The following is a 22,760-nucleotide window of genomic DNA, read 5'->3' as shown; positions in this document are numbered from 1 at the left end:
GCTCTCCCGCGGCGGTCGCGCCGACCGGCCTGGAGACGCCGTTTCCGCCGCAGCGCACCATGGGAAATGAGACTCCCGGGTAAATGATGAGACGGCTCGGCATGGTCCGGGTCGCGTCCAGCCGGCACCTTCCCGCCAACACAGCGCAACCGCCGAAGCGGTGCGCAACAGGGAAGCGCCGGAATGCTCGACATGCCCCGCGACACGGCGGACGGATGGGTCGGCCGCGCCATCGAGCGCGTGGAGGATGCCGCCCTCCTGACCGGGCGCGGCCGCTATCTGGACGATCTCGGGGTGAAGCCGGGCACGCTCCACATGGCGATCCTGCGTTCCCCCCACGCCCATGCGGATATCACCGCCATCGACACCTCGGCGGCGCAGGCGCTGCCCGGCGTCGCCGCCGTGCTCACCGGCGCGGATGTGGCGCGCCTCACCACCTCGCTGGTGGTGGGGGTGAAGGCGCCGGTGCAGTGCTGGCCCATGGCGGTGGAGCGCGTGCGCTTCGTGGGCGAGCCGGTGGCGCTGGTGGTCGCGCAGGATCGCTATGTGGCGGAAGACGCCCTCGACCTCATCGAGGTCAGCTACCAGAGCCGCCCCGCGGTGGTGGATCCGCTGGCGGCGCTGGACGAGGGCGCGCCGCTGCTGCACGAGGGCTTCCCGCGCAACCTCGCCTCCGATCGCAGCTTCCGCTATGGCGACCCCGAGAGCGCTTTCGCGCAAGCCGCCCAGAGCGTCTCCATCGCGATCCGCTATCCGCGCAATTCCTGCACCCCCATCGAGACTTATGGCCTTGTTGCCGAATACGACCCGCACGAGGACGCCTATGATGTCCTCGCCAATTTCCAGGGGCCGTTCTCCATCCATGCGGTGATCGCGCGGGCGCTGAAGGTGCCCGGCAATCGCCTGCGCCTGCGCACCCCGCGCGACAGCGGCGGATCGTTCGGCATCAAGCAGGGCATCTTCCCCTACATCGTGCTGGGCGCCGTGGCGGCGCGGGTGGCAGGAGCGCCGGTGAAGTGGATCGAGGACCGGCTGGAACATCTGTCCGCCTCGGTCAGCGCCACCAACCGCGCCACGACGCTCACCGCCGCCGTGACGGCGGACGGGCGCATCACGGCGCTCGATTTCGACCAGGTGGAGGATTGCGGCGCCCATCTGCGCGCGCCGGAGCCGGCCACCCTCTACCGCATGCACGGCAACCTCACCGGCGCCTACGACATCCGCAACCTCGCCGTACGCAACCGCGTGGTGGTAACCAACAAATGCCCCACCGGCCTCAACCGGGGCTTCGGCGGGCCGCAGGTCTATTTCGCCCTTGAGCGGCTGATGCAGCGCATCGCGGTCGAACTTGGCCTCGATCCGCTGGAGGTGATCCGCCGCAATCTCATCCCGGCGGGCGCCTTCCCCTATCGCACGGCCCCCGGCGCGCTGCTCGATTCCGGGGACTACCAGAGCACGCTGGAAGCGGGCCTTGCCGCCGGGACGCTCGCCGACCTCCGCACCCGCCGCGACAAGGCCCGCGCAGATGGCCGGCTCTACGGCATCGGCTTCGCGGCGGTGGTGGAGCCCTCGGTCTCCAACATGGGCTACATCGCCACCGTCCTCACGGCGGAGGAGCGACGCAAGGCGGGTCCCAAGAACGGTGCCCAGGCCACCGCCACCATCGCCATCGATCCGGTGGGCTCGGTGAGCGTGCATGTGGCCTCCGTGCCCCAGGGCCAGGGCCACCGCACCGTGCTGTCGCAGGTGGTGGCGGACGTGTTCGGCCTCACGCCGGCCGACATCAAGGTGAATGCGGAGATGGACACGGCAAAGGACGCCTGGTCCATCGCTTCCGGCAATTATGCGAGCCGCTTCGCCGCCGCGGTGGCGGGGGCGGCGAAGCTCGCGGCGGACAAGCTCGCCGGGCGCCTCGCCCGCGTCGCAGCGGCCCAGCTGAACGTGCCTGTGGAAGAGGTCGTGTTCGCGGGCGGCAAGCTCTGCGCACGGGACAATCTCGCCAATGCGCTGCCGTTCTCGCGCGTCGCCGCCCTCTCCCACTGGTCCCCCGGCCAGTTGCCGGACGGCACCACCGCCACCATCCGCGAAACCGTGTTCTGGACACCGCCGGAGCTGACCGCCGCCGACGACGAGGACCACATCAATTCCTCGCTCTGCCACGGCTTCATCTTCGATTATTGCGGCATCGAGATCGACCGCGACACCGGCGAAGTCCGCATCGACCGCTACGTCACGGCGCATGATTGCGGCACCATCCTGCATCCCGGCATGGTGGACGGGCAGATCCGCGGCGGCTTCGCCCACGCGCTCGGCGCGGCGCTGCTGGAAGAATATGCCTACGGCCCCGACGGCAGCTTCCTGACCGGCACCTTCGCCGACTATCTCGTGCCCACCGCCATGGAGGTGCCCGAGCCGGTCATCGTCCATACGCAGACGCCCTCGCCCTTCACCCCGCTCGGCGCCAAGGGGGTGGGCGAAGGCAATTGCATGTCCACTCCCGTCTGCCTCGCCAATGCGGTGGCGGACGCCCTCGGCGTCGCCGACGTGCGCCTCCCCCTGGTGCCCTCCGCCATCGCTGCCCTGATCCACGGTCCGGAGGCCCCGGCCCCCGCCGGCGCGCGTGCCCCTGCGGCTCCGCACGCCGGCGGGGCGAAGGGCGAGAAGCTCATGCGCGGGGCGGGCAAGGCCCATGTGAAGGCAACGCCCGAAGCGCTCTGGGCCATGCTGCTGGACCCGAGGACACTGGAATCCATCATTCCCGGCGCCCACGGGGTCATGAAGGTCTCGGACACCCAGTTCCGCGCCGACGTGACGCTGGGCATCGGCCCGGTGAAGGGCCGCTACAAGGCGCAGGTCGCCCTGTCCGACCTCGACCCGCCAAAGGCGGTGACGCTGGGCGGCCGGGTGGACGGAAACCTCGGCTTCGGCGGCGGCTCGGGCCGTATCACGCTAACGCCGGACGGCACGGGCGGCACCGACCTCGCCTACACCTACGAGGCCTTCGTGGGGGGCAAGGTGGCGAGCGTCGGCGGGCGGCTGCTGGATGGCGCGGCCAAGGTCATCATCGGCCAGTTCTTCGCGGCGCTGGCCCGCAAGGCCGGCGGCGGCGGAGCGGCGGCGCCGGGCTTCCTCGCACGGCTCGTGGCCCGGCTGGCCGCGCTCGTGGGAGGCCGCGCCCCATGAAGCCCGCATCCTTCGACTATGTGCGCGCCGACAGCCTGGACGAGGCGCTGAGCGTGCTGGGGAACGAGGGCTCGGAGGCCCGCATCCTCGCCGGCGGGCAATCCTTCATGGCCATGCTGAACATGCGCCTCGCCCGGCCCAAAGTGCTCATCGACATCATGCGCGTGCCGGCGCTCTGCGAACTGGCCGAGCACAAGGGCGAGCTGGTGGTGGGCGCGGGAGTGCGACAGGCGCGGCTTCTCACCATGCCGGGGCTCGACCGAACCCTGCCGCTGGTGGCGCAGGCCCTGCCCTTCACCGGCCATGCCCAGACCCGCAGCCGCGGCACCGTATGCGGCTCCATCGCCCATGCCGACCCCAGTGCCGAGCTGCCGCTGTGCCTCGTGGCGCTGAAGGGCCACGTGCACCTGCGTGCCGCCAAGAGCCGGCGGAAAGTGGCGGCGGCGGATTTCTTCACCGGCATGATGGCCACGGCGAAGGCCGACGACGAGATGATCGAGGCGGTCTCCTTCCCGGTGGCGAACGGGGACGGCACCGCCTTCCGCGAGATCGCCCGCCGGCATGGCGATTTCGCCATCGTCGCCTGCGCGGCCCTCGTCTGTGACCACGGCATCCGCCTCGCCGTGGGCGGGGTCGCCGACACGGCGGTGGCGCGGGACTGGCCGCATCTGGAGGGCGCGGCCCTCGACGATGCGCTCAACGCCTTCGCCTACGAACTCGATGCCCGCGACGACGTGCATGCGAGCGCGCGCTATCGCCGCGAGCTGGTGCGCCGCATCGGCCGTTCCACCATCGAGGATGCCGCCCGATGCCGCGCCTGAGCGCCGACGCACGCCACCTTGTGGCGTTCACCCTCAACGGACGGCCGGTGAAGGGCCTCGCCAGCCCACGCCTGCTGCTGTCGGATTTCCTGCGCCACGAGATCGGCGCCACCGGCACCCATGTGGGCTGCGAGCACGGCGTGTGCGGCGCCTGCACCATCGTGGTGGACGGCATGCTTACCCGCGCCTGCCTGATGCTGGCGGTGCAGGTGGAAGGCGCGACGGTGCGCACCGTGGAGGGCCTCGCCCCGGCGCCGGATCGTCTCTCCATCCTCCAGGCCGCCTTCCGGCGCCATCACGCCCTGCAATGCGGCTTCTGCACCGCCGGCATCCTGATGTCGCTGGACACCTTCCTGCGGGAGACGCCGGAGCCCGACGAGGCGCAGGTGCGCGACCTGCTCTCCGGCCATCTGTGTCGCTGCACCGGCTACACGCCCATCGTCCGCGCTGCGCTGGAAGCGGCAGCGGAGCTGCGCAAAAGCAAAGAGGAAACCACCCATGCTTGATCTCGGCACCAGCTTCCTCGCCAGCGTGGCGCGCGATCCCGGCGCCGTCGCAGTGGTGGACGGCGATCTGCGGCTCACCTACCGCGCGTGGCTCGGCAGGATCGGGGCGCTGGTGATGTCCTTCGACCGGCTCGGCCTCAAGCCCGGCGACCACATCGTCAGCGTGCTCCAGAACCGCTGGGAGGCCGCGACGCTGCACTGGGCCTGCCAGTTCGCGGGGCTGGTCATCACCCCCATCAACTGGCGCGCCAAGGGCGACGAAATCGACTTCTGCATCGAGAATGCGGAGGCCAAGGCCCTGGTTTTCGAGGAAGTATCCGCGGCGGCCATGCGGGAAAGCCGCCTTGCGGGCGCCCTGACGCGCATTGCCGTGGGCGGCAGCGGGATGGAAGGGGCAATTGCGTTCGCGGATCTGGTGGCGGGCGATGGTGCAGAACCCGAGGCGCGGGTGGGCGCGGATGCCTGGTCCATCATGCTCTACACCTCCGGCACCACCTCGCGTCCCAAGGGCGTGCCGCGTCGCCACCGGGCGGAACGGGCCGCCGGCGTCGCCCATGTGGCGCAGAACCTTTATCGTCGGGGCGAGGTGACGCTGGGCGTCATGCCGCTCTATCACACCATGGGGGTGCGCTCCCTCATCGCCATGTCGCTCATCGGCGGCACCTTCGTGTGCCTGCCGCGCTACGATACGAAGACCGCCCTCGCCCTCATCGAACGCGAGCGCATCACCAACCTCTATCTGGTCCCCACCCTCTACCACGACCTCGTCCACGATCCCGCCTTCGCCGGCACCGACGTGACGAGCGTGCGCAAGCTCGGCTTTGCCGGCGCCTCAATGACCGACGGATTGCTGCAGAAGCTCGACGCGGCGTTCCACCCAGAATTGTTCGTGAACCATTACGGCTCCTCGGAAATCTACACCTTCAGCATCGACCCGAATGCGATCCGGAAGCCGGGGTCGGCCGGGCGCGCCGGCATCAACCAGATGGTGCGCGTGGTGCGCCTCGGCGCCCGCGCCGCGGACGAATGCGCCGCGCCGGGCGAGGAAGGCGAGATTATCGCGCTTCTGGCCGGCGACGAGGCCTTCGAGGGCTACTGGCGCCGGCCCGAGGCGGACGCCAAGGCCCTGCGCGAGGGCTGGTACTTCACCGGCGACACCGGCTTCGTCGATGCCGACGGCGACCTGTTTGTCACCGGCAGGGTGGACGACATGATCATCACCGGCGGCGAGAACGTCTCCCCCGTGGAGATCGAGAGCTGCCTGTCGCTGCACCCCGCCGTGTCCGAGGTGGCGGTGGTGGGCCTGCCCGACGAGAAGTGGGGCAAGATCGTCGTCGCCTTCATCAAGCGCAAGGGCGAGGTGGAGACCGACGAACTCGACCGCTACTGCCGCGAATCCGGCCTTTCCAACTTCAAGCGGCCGCGCCGCTTCGTGTTCGTCGAGGACATCCCGAAATCCCCCGTGGGCAAGCTGCTGCGCCGCCATCTGGTGGCCGGTGACTACACGCCCGAGGCCAATTCCGCACGCGGCGCCGCATGACCGCCCGCTCGATCGGCCCCTCGCCCCATCCCGCCCCCATTTCCATACCGAGGAGACCCCTATGCCTTCCGTGATGACCTTCGCCGATCCCCGCCTCGCGGCCCTGGACGGCTTCCGCGTCGAGATCGACGAGGCGGCCGCGCGCGCCGACATCGTCCTCGACCGCCCGCCCTTCAACATCGTCGCCATGCCGCAGCGCGACCAGCTGCGCCTGGTGTTCGAGGCGCTGGACGAGGATGCCCGCGTGCGCGTCATCGTGGTGCGCGCCATCGGCGAGCATTTCTCCTCCGGCGGCAATATCAAGGGCTTCATGGAGGCGACCCCCGAGCACGTCTCCAAGCTCGCCTGGAACATCGCCGCCCCCGCCCGCGCCGCCAAGCCGGTGATCGCGGCCAATCGCGGCTATTGCTTCGGCGTCGGCTTCGAGCTGTCGCTGGCCTGCGATTTCCGCATTGTCACCGACACCACCCAGTACGCCCTGCCCGAGCAGAAGCTGGGCCAGATCCCCGGCTCCGGCGGCTCGGCGCGGCTGCAGAAGATGGTCGGCATCACCCGCACCAAGGACATCGTGATGCGGTCCAAGCGCATCTCCGCCCAGCAGGCCCTCGACTGGGGCATCGCCACCGAAAAGGTGGCCGACGCCGACCTCGAGAAGGCCACCGACGCGCTGGTGGCGGAATTGGTCGCCTTCTCCCCCATCGCCCAGCGCACGGCCAAGAAGCTGCTCAACGACACCGAGGACAGCCCCCTCACCATCGCCATCGAGCTGGAAGGCCACTGCTACAGCCGGCTGCGGCAGTCCCACGACTTCCAGGAAGGTGTCGAAGCCTTCCACGAGAAGCGCAAGCCTGCGTTCACGGGCCTCTGAGCCAAAAGAAAACCCCTCAGGGAGGAAACAAAGATGGCCACAAGTGATGTCCCCGCAGCCCAGGCGCCCGGAACGCCCGCCGCCATGGCCATAAGCACAAGGCAGAGGACGAGCGCGATCATCGCCTCGGTCCTCGGCTGGTCCCTCGACCTGTTCGACCTGTTCATCCTGCTCTACGTGGCGCCCGTGGTGGGGCAGCTGTTCTTCCCCTCCACCCATCCCACATGGTCGCTGGCGGCGGTCTACGCCTCCTTCGCGGTGACGCTGCTGATGCGGCCCATCGGCTCGGCCATCTTCGGGCATTATGCTGACGTGTATGGCCGCAAGGGCGCCATGATGGTGGCCATCGTGGGCGTGGGCGTCGCCACGGCCGCGTTCGGGCTGCTGCCGACCATCCATCAGGTCGGGGCGATAGCGCCGGTGCTGTTCATCCTGCTGCGGCTGGTGCAGGGCGTGTTCGTGGGCGGCGTGGTGGCTTCCACCCACACCATCGGCACGGAATCGGTGCCCGCCAACTGGCGCGGCTTCATGTCGGGGCTGGTGGGCGGCGGCGGCGCCGGCATCGGCGCGCTTTTGGCCTCCTTCGTGTTCCTCGTCACCTCCACCCTGTTCCCGGGCGAAGCCTTCGCGCAGATGGGATGGCGGGTGATGTTCTTCTCCGGCATCTTCTCCTCCTTCCTCGGCTGGTTCATCTTCCGCAACCTGGAAGAATCCCCGTTCTGGAAGGAAGCACAGAAGAAGAAGGCGCAGAACAAGGGGCAGACCACCCCGCTCAAGCAGCTGTTCGCAGGCGGCTACCGCAACGTGCTGCTGGTGAACCTTCTCATCACCATCGGCGGCGGCGCGGGCTATTACCTCACCTCCGGCTACATGCCCACCTTCCTGAAGCTCATCAACCAGCTGCCGAACACCACATCCTCCTTCATCCTGATGGCCTGCTCGCTGTCGGCCCTGGTGGCGGCGGTGCTGGTAGGGACGCTGAGTGACATCATCGGCCGCAAGAAGACGTTCTTCATCGTGGGCGTCCTCGCCATCGTCCTTCTGCCCACCTTTTACCTGGGCATGGCGAAGACGAGCGATCTTTCCACCATCGTGTTCTATGCCCTCAGCATCGCCTTCATCGGCAATGCGGGCTACGCGCCGGTGCTGATCTTCCTGAACGAGCGCTTTCCCACCGCCATGCGGGCCACCGGCACCGGGCTCTCCTGGAACATCGGCTTCGCCATCGGCGGCATGATGCCCACGTTCGTGTCGCTGGCCAGCCCGACGCCCGCCGACATCCCCCTGTCGCTCTCCATCTTCGCGGTCGGCGTGTTCGCGCTCTACCTCGTGGGCACGCTCATCGTGCCGGAGACCAAGGGCAATTTCCGCTAAAGTTGAAGCCTGCGCCGGTGTCCCTTATCCGGCGCAGGCTACCCCTTCCCTGCACGGGCCAGAAAATGCAGCATTCCGCGCACATCCGCTCCGGCGGCGAGATCCTGGTGGACGCCCTGAAGATCCACGGCGTCGATACCGTCTACTGCCTGCCAGGCGAGAGCTTCCTGCCCGCCATCGACGCCCTCGCCGGAGCTACGGACACCATCCGCACCATCGTCACGCGCCACGAGGCGGCGGCGGCCAACATGGCGGAAGCCTACGGCAAGCTCACCGGGCGGCCGGGGGTGTGCTTCGTCACCCGCGGGCCGGGCGCGAGCCATGCCGCCATCGGCGTGCATACGGCCTCGCAGGATTCCACCCCGCTCATCCTCTTCATCGGGCAGGTGGGCACGGCCATGCGCGGCCGCGAGGCGTGGCAGGAGGTGGACTATCCCGCCATGTTCGGCGGCATGGCCAAGTGGGTGGTGGAGGTGGACCGGCCGGAGCGCCTGCCCGAGCTGGTCTCCCGCGCCTTCCATGTGGCGGTCTCCGGCCGCCCCGGCCCGGTGGTGGTGGCCCTGCCCGAGGACGTGCTGGGCGCCTCGGTCGAGGTTCAGGACGCCCAGCCCTACAAACGCGTCGCCGCCCATCCCGGCGCGGACGACCTTGCCCGCCTCACCGCCATGCTGGAGGCGAGCGAGCGCCCCTTCATTATCGTCGGTGGCGGCGGCTGGGACGCCACGGCCTGCCGCGACTTCCAGCGCTTCGTGGAGGCCTTCGACCTGCCGGTGGCAGCGGCCTTCCGCCGGCAGGACATCCTCGACAACCACCATCCCAATTATGTGGGCCATGCCGGGCTGGGGCCGAACCCCAAGCTGGTGGCCCGCATCCGCGCCGCCGACCTGATCCTCGCGGTGGGTCCGCGCCTCGGCGAGACCACCACCGCCGGCTACACCCTGTTCGAGCTGCCGCGCCCGGCGCAGCGCTTCGTCCATGTCCATGCCGACCCGGCGGAGCTGGGCCGGGTCTATCAGGCCGACCTGCCCATCAACGCCGGCATGCGCGAGTTCGCCGCCGCTGCCGCCGGGCTGAAGCCCAAGGGTCCCGCCGGCTGGCACGCGCCCGCGCCGTGGAGCGCCGCCGTGAAGGCTGCCCGCGCCGACTATCTCGCCGACCAGACCCCCGGCCCCATGCCCGGCCGGCTCGATCTCGGCGCGGTGATGGTGCACCTGCGGCAGACCCTGCCCAAGGATGCCATCCTCACCAATGGCGCCGGCAACTACGCCATCTGGGTGCACAAGTTCCACCGCTACGGCGGCTTCCGCACCCAGCTTGCCCCCACCTCCGGCGCCATGGGCTACGGCCTGCCGGCCGCCATCGCCGCAAAGCTGCACCTGCCCGCGCGGGACGTGATCTGCTTTGCCGGCGACGGCTGCTTCCAGATGAGCGGGCAGGAACTGGCCACCGCCTGCCAGCATGGCGCCGGCGTAGTGGTGATGGTGGTGAACAACGGCATCTACGGCTCCATTCGCATGCACCAGGAGAAGGAATATCCCGGCCGGGTGTTCGCCACCACGCTGGATAACCCCGACTTTCCAGCCCTGGCGCGGGCTTATGGCGCCTTTGGCGAACGGGTGGAGGAGACGGCGGCCTTCGCCGACGCATTCAATCGCGCCCGCGCCTTCGCGGCGGACCAGAACAAGCCGGCCCTGCTGGAGCTGGTGATCGATCCCGAAGCCATCACGCCGTCCGCCACCCTCACCGGCCTGCGCGCGGCCGCGCTGAAGGCCGGCCACGGCACGACATGACGCCGGCCAACGGCGGGGAGGAACACGCATGAACGTCATCACCACCATCCGGGCGCAGAATTTCATCGACGGCGCCTGGCAGGGCGCCGCCTCGGGCGAGACTGCCGTGAGCTTCGATCCGGCCACTGGCGCCGCGCTCGGTCAGTTCGCCGCCGGCGGCAAGGCGGACGCGGACGCCGCCATCGCGGCCGCCCGCCGGGCCTTCGAGCGGCCGGACTGGGCGCAGGCGCCGCGGCTGCGGCAGATGGTGATGCTGCGCTGGGCGGACGCCATGGAACGGCGGGCGGAAGACCTCGCCCGCCTGCTCACGGCGGAGAACGGCAAGACGCTGGCCCAGTCGCGGGGCGAGATCGCCGGCTCTATCTCCGAGATCCGCTATTATGCGGGGCTCGCCCGCTTCATTCCCGGCCATGTGTTCGAGGTGGAGCCCGGCGCCTATTCCACCCTGCTGAAGGAGCCGGCGGGGGTGGCCGGCCTCATCATCCCGTGGAACGCGCCGGCGGTGCTGCTCATCCGCGCGCTCACCCCGGCGCTGGCGGCCGGCTGCACCGTCGTGGTGAAGCCCGCCCCGCAGACCGCTCTCGTCACCGCCGAGATCATCCGCACCCTCGTCGAGGCGGATGGGCTGCCGAAGGGCGTGGTCAACCTCGTCACCGAGACCGGCCACGCGGTGGCGCAGGTCCTCGTCACCGCGCCGGAGGTGGACGTGATCTCGTTCACCGGCTCCAACGCCACCGGCGCCCGCATCATGGCCGATGCCGCCCCCACCATGAAGAAGCTGTCGCTGGAGCTGGGCGGCAAGTCCGCCTGCCTCGTGTTCGAGGATGCGGACGTGGCCGAGGTGGCGCCGAAGCTCGCCGCCGCCGCCACCATCATCTCCGGCCAGCAATGCACCGCCGCCCGGCGCGTGCTGGTACACGAAAGCCGCTACGAGGCCATGAAAGCCGCGCTGAAGGCCGCCCTCGCCGCCCTCAAGGTGGCGCCCGGCGATGCCGACGGCGCCCAGATCGGCCCGCTGGTGGATGCCGCGGCACGCGACCATGTGGACCGGCGCATCGTCGAGGCCATGGACGCGGCAGACGAGGTGGTGCTCGCCGGCACCCGCCCCGGCGGGGCGCTTCAGGCCGGCGCCTTCCTCACCCCCACCCTCCTCGCCCACGAGGACACTGGCGCCTTCTTCGTCCAGGAGGAGATCTTCGGCCCCCTCGTGGTCCTCGAGCGCTTCGCCGACGAGGCCGACGCGGTGCGCCGCGCCAACCATTCCGACTATGGCCTCTCCGCCTCGGTGTGGACCCGCGACGGCGCGCGGGCCATGCGGGTGGCGCGGGCACTGCGCAACGGCACGGTGTGGATCAACGACCACAACAAACTGTTCGCCGAAGCCGAGACCGGCGGCTATCGCAAGAGCGGCCTCGGCCGCCTGCACGGCTATGACGCCCTGATCGACTTCATGGAGATCAAACACATCTACCAGGACGCCGGCGTCGTCTGATCCGCGATCGGCGGCACCGGTCGAAAGCCGGGGCCGTGGGTTCACCGCCCGCCCCATCCCTGCCAGCATCGTTCCCAGCCACGGCCTTCAGGGCCGAAGGACACCGTGCGTCATGTCCCTCCCCGCGATGACCGGCCCCGCCTCGCTCTTCTTCGATACGGTGATCATCGGCGGCGGCTCGGCCGGCTGCGTGCTGGCGAACCGCCTGTCCGCCGACCCCGGCCATCGCGTGCTGCTGGTGGAGGCCGGAGCCGACACCCCGCCCGGTGCCGTCCCGGCCGCTATCGCCGATGCCTATCCCATGGGCCTGTTCCACGGCGACCGCTTCATCTGGCCCGGCCTGCGCGCCTTCACCACCCGCCGCGCCGACGGCAGCCGCGGCACCCGCGCCTACGAGCAGGGGCGCATCATGGGCGGCGGCTCCAGCATCAACGTGCAGTCGGCCAATCGCGGCCTGCCCCGCGACTATGACGAATGGGCGGCGCTGGGCGCCACCGGCTGGGCGTGGGCGGACGTGCTGCCCTATTTCCGCAAGCTGGAGCGGGACCAGGACTTCGACGGCCCGCTCCATGGCCGGGACGGGCCCATTCCCATCCGCCGCATCCTGCCGCCGCACTGGCCGGCCTTCGCCGAGGCGGCGACGGCAGCCTTCACCTCGGGGGGCCTGCCGCGCCGGATGGACCAGAACGGCGAATTCGAGGACGGCGTCTTCCCCACCGCCTTCAATGCCGAGAACGACCAGCGGATTTCCACTGCCGTCGCCTATCTCGACGCGGCGACGCGGACGCGGCCGAACCTCGCCATCTGGCCGCAGACCCTGCTTCTGCGGCTCCTCATGGAGGGGACGCGGGCAACGGGCATTGAATTTGAGCGTGGCGGGGAAAGGCTCCGGGTCTCGGCCGGCCGGGTGGTGGTGACGGCCGGCGCGCTCCAGACCCCCGCCATCCTGATGCGCGCCGGCATCGGCGATGGCGCCGCGCTGGCGGCGCTCGGCATCCCCGTCGCCGTGCACCGGCCGGGGGTGGGGCAGAACCTGCGCGACCACCCCGCCCTCACCATCTGCCAATATCTGCCGCCCCATCTGCGCCTGCCGGCCGCCCACCGGCGCGCCGGCTTCGCCGCGCTGCGCTTTTCATCCGGCATTGCGGGGGGCGAGGCGTCCGACATGTATGCCACGGCCTCGGCCCGGGCCGGCTGGCATAAGCTGGGGCAACGGCTCGGACTCTATTTCCTGTGGTGCAACCGCCCGAAATCGAACGGCCGTGTCCGCCTCGTCTCCCCCGATCCGGCGATCTATCCGGAGGCCGACCTCAATCTCCTGAGCGATCCTTCCGACCTCGCGCGCATGATGGCGGGTACCCGCGCCCTCCTTCCCTTGCTTGCGAGCGCGGCGCTCAATCCCGACCCCGAAGACCTCTTCCCCGCCGCCTTCTCGCCGGCCATCAAGCGCCTGAGCCGGGTGTCGCGCGCCAACGCCCTGGTCACGGCGGGGCTCGGCGCGCTGCTCGACCTGCCGGCGGCGCTGCGCCAGCCGGCCCTGCGCCGCTTCATGTCCTCGGGCTCCTCCCTTGCCGGGATCGTCGACGACGATGCCCGGCTGGAGGACTTCTTACGGGCCAATGTCTTCGGCGTCTGGCACGCCGCCGGTACCTGCCGGATGGGCGATGCGGCGGACCCCCACGCGGTGGTCGATCCCGAAGGCCGCATCATCGGCACCGACAACATCCATGTGGCGGATGCCTCGGTGATGCCGCGCCTGCCGACAGCCAATACCAATATCCCGGTGATCATGATCGCGGAGAAGATCGCCGATCACCTCGCCGGCCGCCGCTAGGGAACGCGGCTCCCGCGCGGCTGCCCGGAGCCGATGCGAACGGAAGCGCCCCGGAACCACCCCCGGCCTCACACCGCGCCGTCGCCATGGCGCAGGGACGAGGGCGTCCGCCCGAAGCTCCTGCGGAACAAGCGGTTGAAGGTGGCGATATCGTTGAAGCCGGCCTCAAACGCGATGTCGGACACCTTCTTGTTCGCATTGGCGGGGTCGGCCAGGGCGTTGCGGGCGAGCTGCAGGCGCGACCAGGTGAGGTGCTCTTTCAGCGTGACGCCGTGCTGCTGGAACATCTTCTGGAGCGTGCGCACATTGATCTTGTGGCGCTGCGCCACCTGCGACACGCCGAAATCGTGCCGGCTGCAATTGGCGGCGATGTCGAGCAGGATCTCCTGATAGAGCGCATCCCGGCCGTCCGGCCCGCGCGCGGCGGCGCTCCCGCCGGGTCCGGCGGCAAAGGCGAGGAGGCCGAGCAGCGCGCTTTCGCAGAACAGGGCCAAAGCGGGCGGCAGCCGGCGGCCGAGAAGCCCCGCGGCGTGCGACATCAGGATATCCAGCGCCGGGTCCGGCCCGGCCGAAACCCCGAACGGCGCCGCCTTGAGCGCGTCGGCAAGCTTCAGCACCTGACGGGGGAGCAGCACCAGGGTCACCTCGCCGGCCGCATAATGCAGCTCCGCCTCCCGCGCGACCACTCCGAGGAAGGCCCGGCCGGCCTCGATGGCGACCGGTTGCATGTCATCGATACGCACCGTGGCAGATTCGGAACACCTGCCGATGAAGACCCCCGGCTCCGGCGACGAGGCGACTTGAAAATCGCCGGGAACCTCTGACTTTCCACCAATAATCGCAACTGTATGCAGGGCCGCGGCCTGGAACGGGGAAGCCGTCTCCACCTCGGAATGCTCACCATCCGTGTTGCGACCAGTCACACCCAAGGCAACTAAAGGGAATGCAAGCGCCGTATTCTGCGCCGCATTTGCACCAATACTTATCTTGTAATGCTTTCCCGCTTTGGTTGTGCTGTTCATCACTCGGCGGTCGCTCCCCGTACCGCAGCGGAGAACAATACAAACAGAGAGTAAATGCAAATAGATGTATCTTCATACCTCCATTTAACTTGCGTCAGCGAAACTGACCCAAGGTACCATGCACCGGAAGAGCCTCGTAAAAACCCAATTATCATATTGTAATATAAATAATTTTTGCCATTTCGTGCAAAACTGCAACACCCGCGGCGAATATGACGAAGTTCGCATTTTGAGTAGCGAAGATTCGCAGGCTGCGGAGCGGCGATTGCGTGCGCTGGATAAGTTCGCTGGAGTTGCATGGTGCCTGAAGCGCATCTGCATCCAAGGGTCGCAACGCGGACAAAGCGTCGCGCCGCGACCGAAGCAATGTTTTTCCGGCTGGTTCAGGGCACCGGCCGATTACTGGGGGTTCAGATGGCCAATACGGGCGGCACCATCCTTTCGGGCGCTTCTGGGGAAATCTCCCTGCGCCACCGGCGCACCCGCGCCCTCCTCCTCAGCACCGCACTGGTTCCGGCCCTCGCCGTGGGCGCACTCCTGGTGCCGACCGCGGCTGAAGCGGCTTGCTCGGGTAGCCCTTTCATTAACCCGACGGCCATCAATTGCTCAGGCAACTCAAACGGCGGTCTTTTCAGCACCAACAAAGACGTCACGGTCACTACCCAGCCTTCGACAAACTCAACCCTATTAGGGCTCTATGTCACGGCAAGCGGGACGCCGGACCGTAATATCACTTCGACCCAAATCGCCGGATCGTTCAGCACCGTAGCCGGCGATGGCATCAATTTCGATGCAGACGGCAACATCAACGTTTCCGGGTTCGCCGCGACGGTGTCCGCCCCATTGGGGACCGGCGTTGTACTGACGGCCGATCACAACATCACCTTCTCGTCCAATTCCAGCGCCAACGTCTCCGGTACCGCCGGTGGTCTGAGTGTGGACGCTGGCGGCACGGTCAATGTCACGACGAGCGGCGGTCAGTACTCATCCGTCCTTGGCAACGCCGCGACCCTGTCGGGCCAGACCGTTACGCTCAATGTGTCGAACGGAACCACTTTCACCGGTGGTCTTCTCGGCAACGGCATCAGCATCACGGCGCCCGGTAACGTGACCGTCACGAATTTCGACGGCAAGGCGACGGGCGTTGCGGGCAGCGGCATCGTTATCGATACCACGGCGGGCAACGGCAAGATCGACCTGACCGGCTTCAAGGGCACGGCTTCGGGGGGTACGAGCGGCATTTCGGCGACGACCTTCAGCGGTAACATCATCGCTGACAACTTCACCGCGCCCGCCTCGGGTTCGGCCCCCTATATTTCCGGCTTGGTCAACGGCCTGAAGCTCGAAAGCGATCTCGGCGACATCAGCGTCAAGAATTTCGCCAGCTCGGCCCAGGGCGGCGTCACGGGCATCAGTGCCTCGACCCAGGTTGGCAACATCAACCTGACCGGCTTCAACGGCTCGTCGAACGGCGTGCTGTACGACGGCATCCAGGCCCAGACGGCGAGCGGCAACATTACCGCCAACAATTTCGGCACCAACGCCTCGGTGACCGGCCTTGTGAATGGCCTTGACCTCTCGGCCAGCGTCGTCGGCAATATCTCTGTGAACAATTTCGCGGGCAACGCGAAGGGCACGCTGGGCGCGGGCATCCTGGCCCAGACCGCCCAGGGCGACATCAACGTCAACAACTTCTCCGGCTCGGCGACCGGCGGCCTCGCCGGCCTCGCCCTGACCACCGACAACGGCGACCTCACCGTCACCAACTTCTCCGGCACGGCGCAGGGCACCTTGCCGCTGGTGAGTTCCGGCCTCTACGGCTCGGCCGATGAGAAGATCAACGTCAGCACCACTGGCGCGGCCAGCCTGTCCGGCGCCCTTGCCGGCATCAACCTGGTCCAGCGCGGCGATGACGTAAACGTCACGCTCGGCGGTACCACGCAGGCCACCGGCGGCCCGCTCGGCTTTGGCGTCCTCGTCAACAGCCAGTATCAAGCCACCGGCAACGTCGACGTGAACACGGCCGGCGGCACCACCGTTTCCGGCGGCCTCGCCGGCATCGCGATCAACAAGACCAGCATCGGTGGCAACGTCACGGTCAATACCAACGGCACCGTCAGCAGCGCCTCCGGCGTGGGCATCGGTGTCCACGCGGTCATCGACCAGTCGACCACCACCAGCATCACCTCCGCGGGCACCACCAGCGGCGGCCTGGGCGGCATCTTTGCTTCGACCGAAAGCGTCTTCGGCAACGCCACGAGCACCATCGACACCTACGGCCCGGTGAGCGGCGGCTCGGGCGTCGCCATCACCGGCCTCGCCACGGCGCAGGGCGGCGGCAAGAACGCCACCAGCACGGTCGAGCAGTACGGCGTCATCAACAACTCGGCGGCCGGCATCCTGGCCTCGGCCAACGCCAACAACGTCGCGACCACCAGTGTGAAGGTGGACAACACCATCGACGTCACCGGCTTCGGCGTCACCGCCCTTGCGTCCGGCAAGTCCGGCTCGGTGAAGGTGGAAACCACCGCCAACGGCGCCATCAACGCGGGCACCTTCGGCATTCTCGCCGGCGCGTCCGGCAATGACTTCACCGTCGACGTGACCACCAACGCCGCGATCACCGCCGGCAGCCAGGGCATCATTGCCGGCCTCTCCGGAGACCGCGGCAAGGTCACCGTCGTCACCAACGACACCATCGACGCTGGCTCCCAGGGCATCGCGGCTGGCATCCTCGGTGACAAGGGCACGCTGGACGTGACCACCAACGCCAAGATCACGGCCGGCTCGCAGGGCATCGTGGCCGGCATCATCGGCGACGGCGGCACCGTGACGGTGACCAACAAGGCCGAGATCGACGCGGGCGGCTCCGGCATCATCGCCTTCAACACCGGTGGCAACACCACGGTGAACGTCGACCAGAAGATCTCGGCCGACGGCCTGTTCGGCGCGGCCGCCTTCGCCGGCGGCACCGGCAGTGCCGTCCTGAACGTCAATGCCGTGATCGACCCGCCGCTCATCGGCGGTGCGGCCGTGACCTTCGGTTCCGGCCTCGCCCAGGCCAACGTGAACGCCAACGTTCAGGCCACCGGCATCGGCATCCTGGCCGGCAATGTCGGCACCGGCGACATCGACGTGAACATCAATGCCGGCGCCCCGATCCAGTCGGCGGGCATCGGCATCGCCACCTTCAAGCTCGGAGATTCCGGCGCCACCACCATCGACGTGGACTCGGCGATCGGCGGCTACCCGGGCGGAGCGACCGGCGGCGACGGCATCACGGCGGTGGCCATCAGCCTCTCGCCCACGGCCAACACCCCCATCACCGTCAACACCACCGCCAACGGCACCATCAATGCCGGCGATGACGGCATCTCGGTGAACCTGCTGGGCGGCGGCGACGTCAACGTCACCACCAACGCCATCGTCACCGCGGGCGACGACGGCATCCAGGTGCGCAGCATCGCCCTGTCCACCGGCAACGTGACGGTGACCAACAACACCGCCATCAACGCCGGCGACAACGGCATCTTCATCCTGAAGGGTGGCAACGGCGACGTGGCGGTGAACGCCAACGCCAACATCACCGCCACCACCGGCAACGGCATCGAGGCCAACGCCCTTTTTGGCGACGGCAACGTGACGGTGACGCAGCTCGCCTCCACCACCATCACCGCGGCTGACATCGGCATTATCGCCTCCAAGTCGTTCGGCGACGGCAACGTCAGCGTGGCCACCGGCGAAAGCAGCACCATCAATGCCGGCCTCGGCGGCATCGTGGCCCTGAAGCTCTTCGGCGACAGCGCCACCGTGGGCGGCGACGCCGTGACCGTGACCACCGGCAAGAACAGCGCCATCAACACCGCGGGCATCGGCATCACCGCCGGCCAGGCCTTCGGCGACGGCAACGTGGTCGTCACCACCGGCGAAGGCTCGACCATCGGCAGCCTCGCGACGCCGACCTTCGCGGGCATCGTCGCCGGCAAGGCTTTCGGCGACGGCAACCTCACCACCACCACCGGTCTCGGCAGCAAGATCTATGCTCTGACCAACGGCATCACGTCGGGCCACCTCTTCGGCACCGGTGACAACAGCGTCACCACCGGCGAGAATTCCGCCATCCTGGCCGGCAACGACGGCATCTACGCCACGTCCCTGTTCACGACCGGCGCCACCAACGTCACCACCGGCACCAACAGCCTGGTCAGCGCTGCTGATGACGGCATCGTCGCCCACAAGTTCGGCGGCTCGGGCGATCTGACCGTCACGGTCGGCTCCACCGCCTCCGTGGAAGCGGGCGACGACGGCATCCGGGTGTCCAACCGCTCCTTCGGGGCCGGCGACATCTACGTGAACGTGCTCGGCGGGACCTCCGTGAAGTCGACGCAGGTTGTCGCCGGCGACGACGCGATCCACGCCCACGGCTGGGACAACGTCAACGTCACCACCGGCTCCTATGCCCGGATCATCGGCGACGCCGACGAGAACGGTGTCGGCAACGCGATCCGCATCTCGGACGCCGATATCGCCACCGTGAGCATCGGCGCCAACAACGTCGTGTCCGGCTCGGGCCAGACCTGGTCCAACGCGGTGATCTCGGTGCGCAGCGACGACGCCACCAACATCACGGTGGGCGCGGACTCGCTGGTGAGCTCCTGGGCCTACGCCTTCCACGGAGATATCGTGACGGCGGCGAGCCAGATCGTCATCGACACCGACGGCGGCGCCACCACCATCGACAATTACGGCACCATCGTCGGCCGCGTCGGCCTCACCGGCAAGGACGACGTGTTCAACAACTTCAGCTCCAACACCTGGGTCACCGTCGGCAACAACTACTTCGGCGGCGGCAATGACACGGTCAACAACCCGGGCCGGATCGTCACCGCGCTCCAGGGCGCCGTGGCTGAGACCACCTCGTTCTACAGCCTCGAGACCTTCAACAACGGCGATGCCGGTTATGTGGGCGCGGGCCTGCTCGACCTTCGGGACGAAACCCCCGGCCAGATCGCCTGGAACGGCACCCGCGACGTGACCTACGTGAGCGGCATCTTCCGCGGCGTCGGCAACAGCACGGTGGGCCTCGACACCTTCGTCGGCGCCGCCGGCTCCACCTCGGACATCCTGCAGGTGGGCGGTCGCGACGTGAACGGGAACGACATCGTCGGCCTCGTCACCCCCGGCCAGACCCAGCTGCTGATCCACGACGTCAACACCGGCGCCGGCGCGTGGAACCTCGCGGGCATCAAGGTGGTGGACGTGGTCGATCCGACCGGCGTCACCTACGGCAAGAACACCCCCGGCGAGACCGCGAGCTTCGTGATCTCTTCGGCGTCGACCAACTACAGCGCCAAGTTCGGCGGCGTGATCGACAAGGGCCTGTTCTTCTACGACCTCGTGGCCATCGGCAACGACCAGTACCTCGTCGGCATGCCCGACCAGGAAGTGTTCGAACTGCCGAAGCTGGTCACCGGCGCCCAGGCCATCTGGCACGAGACCACCGGCGTGTGGCTCGATCGCCAGGCCGACCTGCGCACCTACCTGCAGGGCACGACCACGACCCTCGTCACCAAGGAAGGCATCAAGACCGTCAACGGTGCGCCAAGCTCCGTCACCCCCGGTGTCTGGGGTAAGGTGATCGGCAGCTGGGGCTCGCGTGACGCGTCCGACAACTACGCCGCCTACGGCCGCGCCTACGGCTTCGACACCGGCTACAACCAGAACATCTACGGGTTCATGGCCGGCGCCGACTTCGGCAAGGAAGGCGTGTTCGGTCCCAACGACGCGGTGGTGTTCGGTGTTCTCGGCGGCTATGTGGCCTCCGACCTGTCCTTCTCGGGCTCGCCCTCCACGGCGGACTACACGGGCGGCACGGTCGGCGTCTACGCCACCTACATCAACAACAACTGGTTCCTCGACGCCCTGTTCAAGGCTGACTTCCTGTCCATGGACTATCAGGCACCCACCCTCGTCGGGGCGGGCTACTACGGTCAGTCCCCGGATGCCAGGAACTACGGCTTCGTGGTCGATACCGGCTATCGCTTCTACAAGTGGGGCGCGACCGGCTTCGTGGATGGCCTGGCCACCCTCAGCTACGTGAACACCAACATTTCCAACCTCGCCATCGGGACCGGCACGCTGGTGGACTTCGGAAACAACGACAGCCTGCGGGGTGCCATCGGTGCCCGGGTCGGGGCCACCGCCTACGACGCGGCCACCTACCGGATCGAGGCCAGCCTCACCGGTCGCCTGTGGTACGAGTTCCTCGGCGACAATGCGGTCACGATCTACAACCCCGGCCTGCCCTTCAACACCGTGGACAGCTTCAACGGTCTGTTCGGCGAGGTGGGCGTCGGCCTGAACTACTTCGCCAAGGACAGCGGGTGGAACGGCTTCACCAACGCCGACATCAAGTTCGGCGAGAGCTACGTCGCCGGCAGCGCGAAGGGTGGCGTTCGCTACCAGTGGTGAGATCGCCCTTCCGGGTCGAAATGAGGCGGCGTGCTCCGGCACGCCGCCTTTCCCACCTCAAGGGCAGGTCGATCGGCCCTGTCGCAGGCTGATCGGACTACGCTTTTTCTTCACGCGAACCGCGATCCACTTCGCCTGAGTGCGAGATGTCGGAGACGTCCGTGACCCCTTCCAGATCCTTTTCCCCCAGATCCTTTTCCCTTCGTATCGGCGCGGTGCTCGGCGCCGCCGCCGCCGTCATCCTGGCCGCCACCTGGCTGGTGGCCATGTCGGCAGCCGAGGCCCAGCAGCAACAGCAGCAGCGTACGGCCCAGCCGGCGGCGCCCGCCGCCCCTGCCGCCCCGACCGGGCCGGTGAAGACCGAGACCCAACGCTTCGACAGCTGGATCCTGACCTGCCAGGAACTTCCCCCGGCGGCCGGCGCCAAGACCGCCAAGAAGACCTGCTGGGCCACCATGCGCGTCACCGACGCCAAGACCAACCGCGCCGTGCTGGTGCTCAAGGTCGGCCGCGACGGCAAGGATGTGCCGACCCTCGCCATCACCACCCCCACCGGCGTGATCGTGCGCGAGGGCGTGGACATCACGCTGGGGCAGAACGTGCGGCGCCTCGCCTTCCAGACCTGCGGCCAGGCCGAGTGCGAGGCTTCCATCGCCTATGACCAGGCCTTCGCCAACGACCTTTCCGCCGCCAAGGAGGCGACGGTGGGCTTCTATCTGGCGGACGGCCGGCAGGTGAACGTGAAGGTGGCCATCGTCGGCATCGACAAGGTCCTCGCCGCCCTCAAGAAGGCCTGACCCGGCCGGCGCATCCCCGCCCCACAGCTCGCAATCCGAAGAAGCCGGACGCACCCCCTGCGCCCGGCTTCTTCATGTGTGCCGGTGCGCCCCGGACACGCGAAAGCCCGCCGACGCAAACCGGCGGGCTTCTTGCTGAGACCACCGCTCGGCGGGTGCGCGTGCTCTCGAAGGGGGCCGCGCCCGGCGCCAAGCCTCGTCGATCCACACTTCGACAGGGCGCGCCGTGGCCACGTCATAGTGCCTGTCGGACGCGGCGTGAACCACCCGCAGGCATGAACCTCCCGCAGGCACGAACCTCCCTTAGGACGGTGACGAGGCGACTCTTGTCCTCGGCCAGCCCGGCGCGCATGTCCTACGGCGTCACATCATCCGCCGCGTTGGCGGCGCGCGGCTGGAGCCCGAGGATGGGAGCCATGGAGCGCGGCGTCGCTCCGCCCCGCTTGCGCGCCGGCCCGGCGTTGTCGTCGAAGGCGACGAAGACGCGGGGCGGCTTCAGCGCAGATGCATGCGGGCCCAGCGTGCCAGCACGCGCAGCCGCGCCTTCAGCTCGGCAAGGCGCAGCCAGCTCACCACGGAGGCGCGCACGGCGCCCGCGGTCGCGATGAGCCAGGCCATGGGCCGCAGGGTCATGAGCTGGGCCTTCCCAGCGGTGAAGATGCGCTCGATGAGGACGAAGCTCACCAGGTGGGCGAGGAGGAAGGCGAGCAGGCCCGTCTTCCCGTGGCCGTTGGCGATGCCGATCAGCGCTAGGAATTTCAGCGGCTCCACCACGATATAGGGCACGCCGATGAGGACGAGGACCGCATAGGGCGAGCGGCGCGCGACCCATCCCTCGAAGGCTTGCATGAGACGCAGCTGGGCGATGCGGCGGATGAGCGGGCGGTAGAGCGGCCGCACCAGCTCATCGAGCAGGATGACCACGCCGCACACGACGCGGAAGGCAAACCGCAGCGCGGCGACGACCGGGTTCCTGGGACTGCGGCGGGTGGGCGGGGCGATCTGCGACATGCGCGGCGACGATCAGGGCCAATTGCGGCCGACTTCAGGCCACCGGGCCTC

At 68.5% G+C, this 22,760-nt stretch carries 13 protein-coding genes; 11 read left to right on the top strand and 2 right to left on the bottom strand.

Annotated elements, in window-relative coordinates; genetic code table 11:
• The first annotated feature begins 183 nt into the window (after positions 1 to 183).
• From FZ033_RS19885 to FZ033_RS19845, 9 genes are all read left to right on the top strand, one after another.
• Positions 184 to 3,183: a xanthine dehydrogenase family protein molybdopterin-binding subunit gene (locus FZ033_RS19885; protein ID WP_149577801.1), complete on the top strand. Its 3,000-nt coding sequence runs from the start codon at positions 184 to 186 to the stop codon at positions 3,181 to 3,183.
• Entirely contained in the window at positions 3,180 to 4,004 is an 825-nt protein-coding gene (locus FZ033_RS19880) for an FAD binding domain-containing protein (protein WP_149577800.1), read from the top strand. The genes FZ033_RS19885 and FZ033_RS19880 overlap by 4 nt, the downstream gene beginning before the upstream one ends.
• Positions 3,992 to 4,510, top strand: a complete 519-nt coding sequence (locus tag FZ033_RS19875; protein WP_149577799.1) for a (2Fe-2S)-binding protein — start codon at positions 3,992 to 3,994, stop codon at positions 4,508 to 4,510. Before FZ033_RS19880 ends, FZ033_RS19875 begins: the two co-directional genes overlap by 13 nt.
• Positions 4,503 to 6,050, top strand: a complete 1,548-nt coding sequence (locus tag FZ033_RS19870; protein ID WP_149577798.1) for an AMP-binding protein — start codon at positions 4,503 to 4,505, stop codon at positions 6,048 to 6,050. Before FZ033_RS19875 ends, FZ033_RS19870 begins: the two co-directional genes overlap by 8 nt.
• 61 nt (positions 6,051 to 6,111) lie before the next feature.
• A complete protein-coding gene (locus tag FZ033_RS19865; RefSeq protein ID WP_149577797.1) occupies positions 6,112 to 6,918 on the top strand; it encodes an enoyl-CoA hydratase/isomerase family protein in 807 nt (268 codons plus the stop codon).
• 33 nt (positions 6,919 to 6,951) lie between these two features.
• Positions 6,952 to 8,292 carry an MFS transporter gene (locus FZ033_RS19860; protein ID WP_149577796.1) on the top strand — a complete coding sequence of 447 codons (1,341 nt, stop codon included), beginning with the start codon at positions 6,952 to 6,954 and terminating at the stop codon, positions 8,290 to 8,292.
• Between the two features lie 65 nt (positions 8,293 to 8,357).
• Entirely contained in the window at positions 8,358 to 10,082 is a 1,725-nt protein-coding gene (locus FZ033_RS19855) for a thiamine pyrophosphate-binding protein (protein ID WP_149577795.1), read from the top strand.
• A 28-nt stretch (positions 10,083 to 10,110) separates the two neighbouring features.
• Positions 10,111 to 11,574, top strand: coding sequence for an aldehyde dehydrogenase family protein (locus FZ033_RS19850; RefSeq protein WP_149577794.1), 1,464 nt, complete (start codon positions 10,111 to 10,113; stop codon positions 11,572 to 11,574).
• A 112-nt stretch (positions 11,575 to 11,686) separates the two neighbouring features.
• Positions 11,687 to 13,408: a GMC family oxidoreductase gene (locus FZ033_RS19845; protein WP_232847575.1), complete on the top strand. Its 1,722-nt coding sequence runs from the start codon at positions 11,687 to 11,689 to the stop codon at positions 13,406 to 13,408.
• A 68-nt stretch (positions 13,409 to 13,476) separates the two neighbouring features.
• Here the strand turns inward: FZ033_RS19845 and FZ033_RS19840 are convergent, their stop codons facing one another.
• Positions 13,477 to 14,430, bottom strand: coding sequence for a helix-turn-helix transcriptional regulator (locus FZ033_RS19840; protein WP_149577793.1), 954 nt, complete (start codon positions 14,428 to 14,430; stop codon positions 13,477 to 13,479).
• A gap of 831 nt (positions 14,431 to 15,261) precedes the next feature.
• On the opposite strand from FZ033_RS19840, the gene FZ033_RS19835 reads away from it, so the two are divergent.
• Both FZ033_RS19835 and FZ033_RS19830 read left to right on the top strand, forming a co-directional pair.
• On the top strand, positions 15,262 to 20,901 hold the full coding sequence (locus FZ033_RS19835; protein WP_188079589.1) for a hypothetical protein: 5,640 nt from the start codon (positions 15,262 to 15,264) through the stop codon (positions 20,899 to 20,901).
• A gap of 161 nt (positions 20,902 to 21,062) precedes the next feature.
• Positions 21,063 to 21,698 (top strand): invasion associated locus B family protein, encoded by a 636-nt coding sequence (locus FZ033_RS19830; protein WP_188079588.1) that lies wholly within the window; start codon positions 21,063 to 21,065, stop codon positions 21,696 to 21,698.
• Between the two features lie 495 nt (positions 21,699 to 22,193).
• Here FZ033_RS19830 and FZ033_RS19825 read toward each other — a convergent pair whose 3' ends face one another.
• On the bottom strand, positions 22,194 to 22,709 hold the full coding sequence (locus tag FZ033_RS19825; RefSeq protein WP_149577790.1) for a hypothetical protein: 516 nt from the start codon (positions 22,707 to 22,709) through the stop codon (positions 22,194 to 22,196).
• Positions 22,710 to 22,760: the final 51 nt, after the last annotated feature.

The organism is Xanthobacter oligotrophicus, assembly GCF_008364685.1.
In the GTDB taxonomy this organism is placed as follows: Bacteria; Pseudomonadota; Alphaproteobacteria; order Rhizobiales; family Xanthobacteraceae; genus Xanthobacter; species Xanthobacter oligotrophicus.
This window is presented reverse-complemented; position numbering and strand designations above follow the sequence as displayed.

Bases quoted from the DNA above. Each gene is read 5' to 3' on its own strand.
- FZ033_RS19885 (WP_149577801.1), top strand. From the start codon at position 184: ATGCTCGACATGCCCCGCGACACGGCGGACGGATGGGTCGGCCGCGCC.
- FZ033_RS19880 (WP_149577800.1), top strand. From the start codon at position 3,180: ATGAAGCCCGCATCCTTCGACTATGTGCGCGCCGACAGCCTGGACGAG.
- FZ033_RS19875 (WP_149577799.1), top strand. From the start codon at position 3,992: ATGCCGCGCCTGAGCGCCGACGCACGCCACCTTGTGGCGTTCACCCTC.
- FZ033_RS19870 (WP_149577798.1), top strand. From the start codon at position 4,503: ATGCTTGATCTCGGCACCAGCTTCCTCGCCAGCGTGGCGCGCGATCCC.
- FZ033_RS19865 (WP_149577797.1), top strand. From the start codon at position 6,112: ATGCCTTCCGTGATGACCTTCGCCGATCCCCGCCTCGCGGCCCTGGAC.
- FZ033_RS19860 (WP_149577796.1), top strand. From the start codon at position 6,952: ATGGCCACAAGTGATGTCCCCGCAGCCCAGGCGCCCGGAACGCCCGCC.
- FZ033_RS19855 (WP_149577795.1), top strand. From the start codon at position 8,358: ATGCAGCATTCCGCGCACATCCGCTCCGGCGGCGAGATCCTGGTGGAC.
- FZ033_RS19850 (WP_149577794.1), top strand. From the start codon at position 10,111: ATGAACGTCATCACCACCATCCGGGCGCAGAATTTCATCGACGGCGCC.
- FZ033_RS19845 (WP_232847575.1), top strand. From the start codon at position 11,687: ATGTCCCTCCCCGCGATGACCGGCCCCGCCTCGCTCTTCTTCGATACG.
- FZ033_RS19840 (WP_149577793.1), bottom strand. From the start codon at position 14,430: ATGAACAGCACAACCAAAGCGGGAAAGCATTACAAGATAAGTATTGGT.
- FZ033_RS19825 (WP_149577790.1), bottom strand. From the start codon at position 22,709: ATGTCGCAGATCGCCCCGCCCACCCGCCGCAGTCCCAGGAACCCGGTC.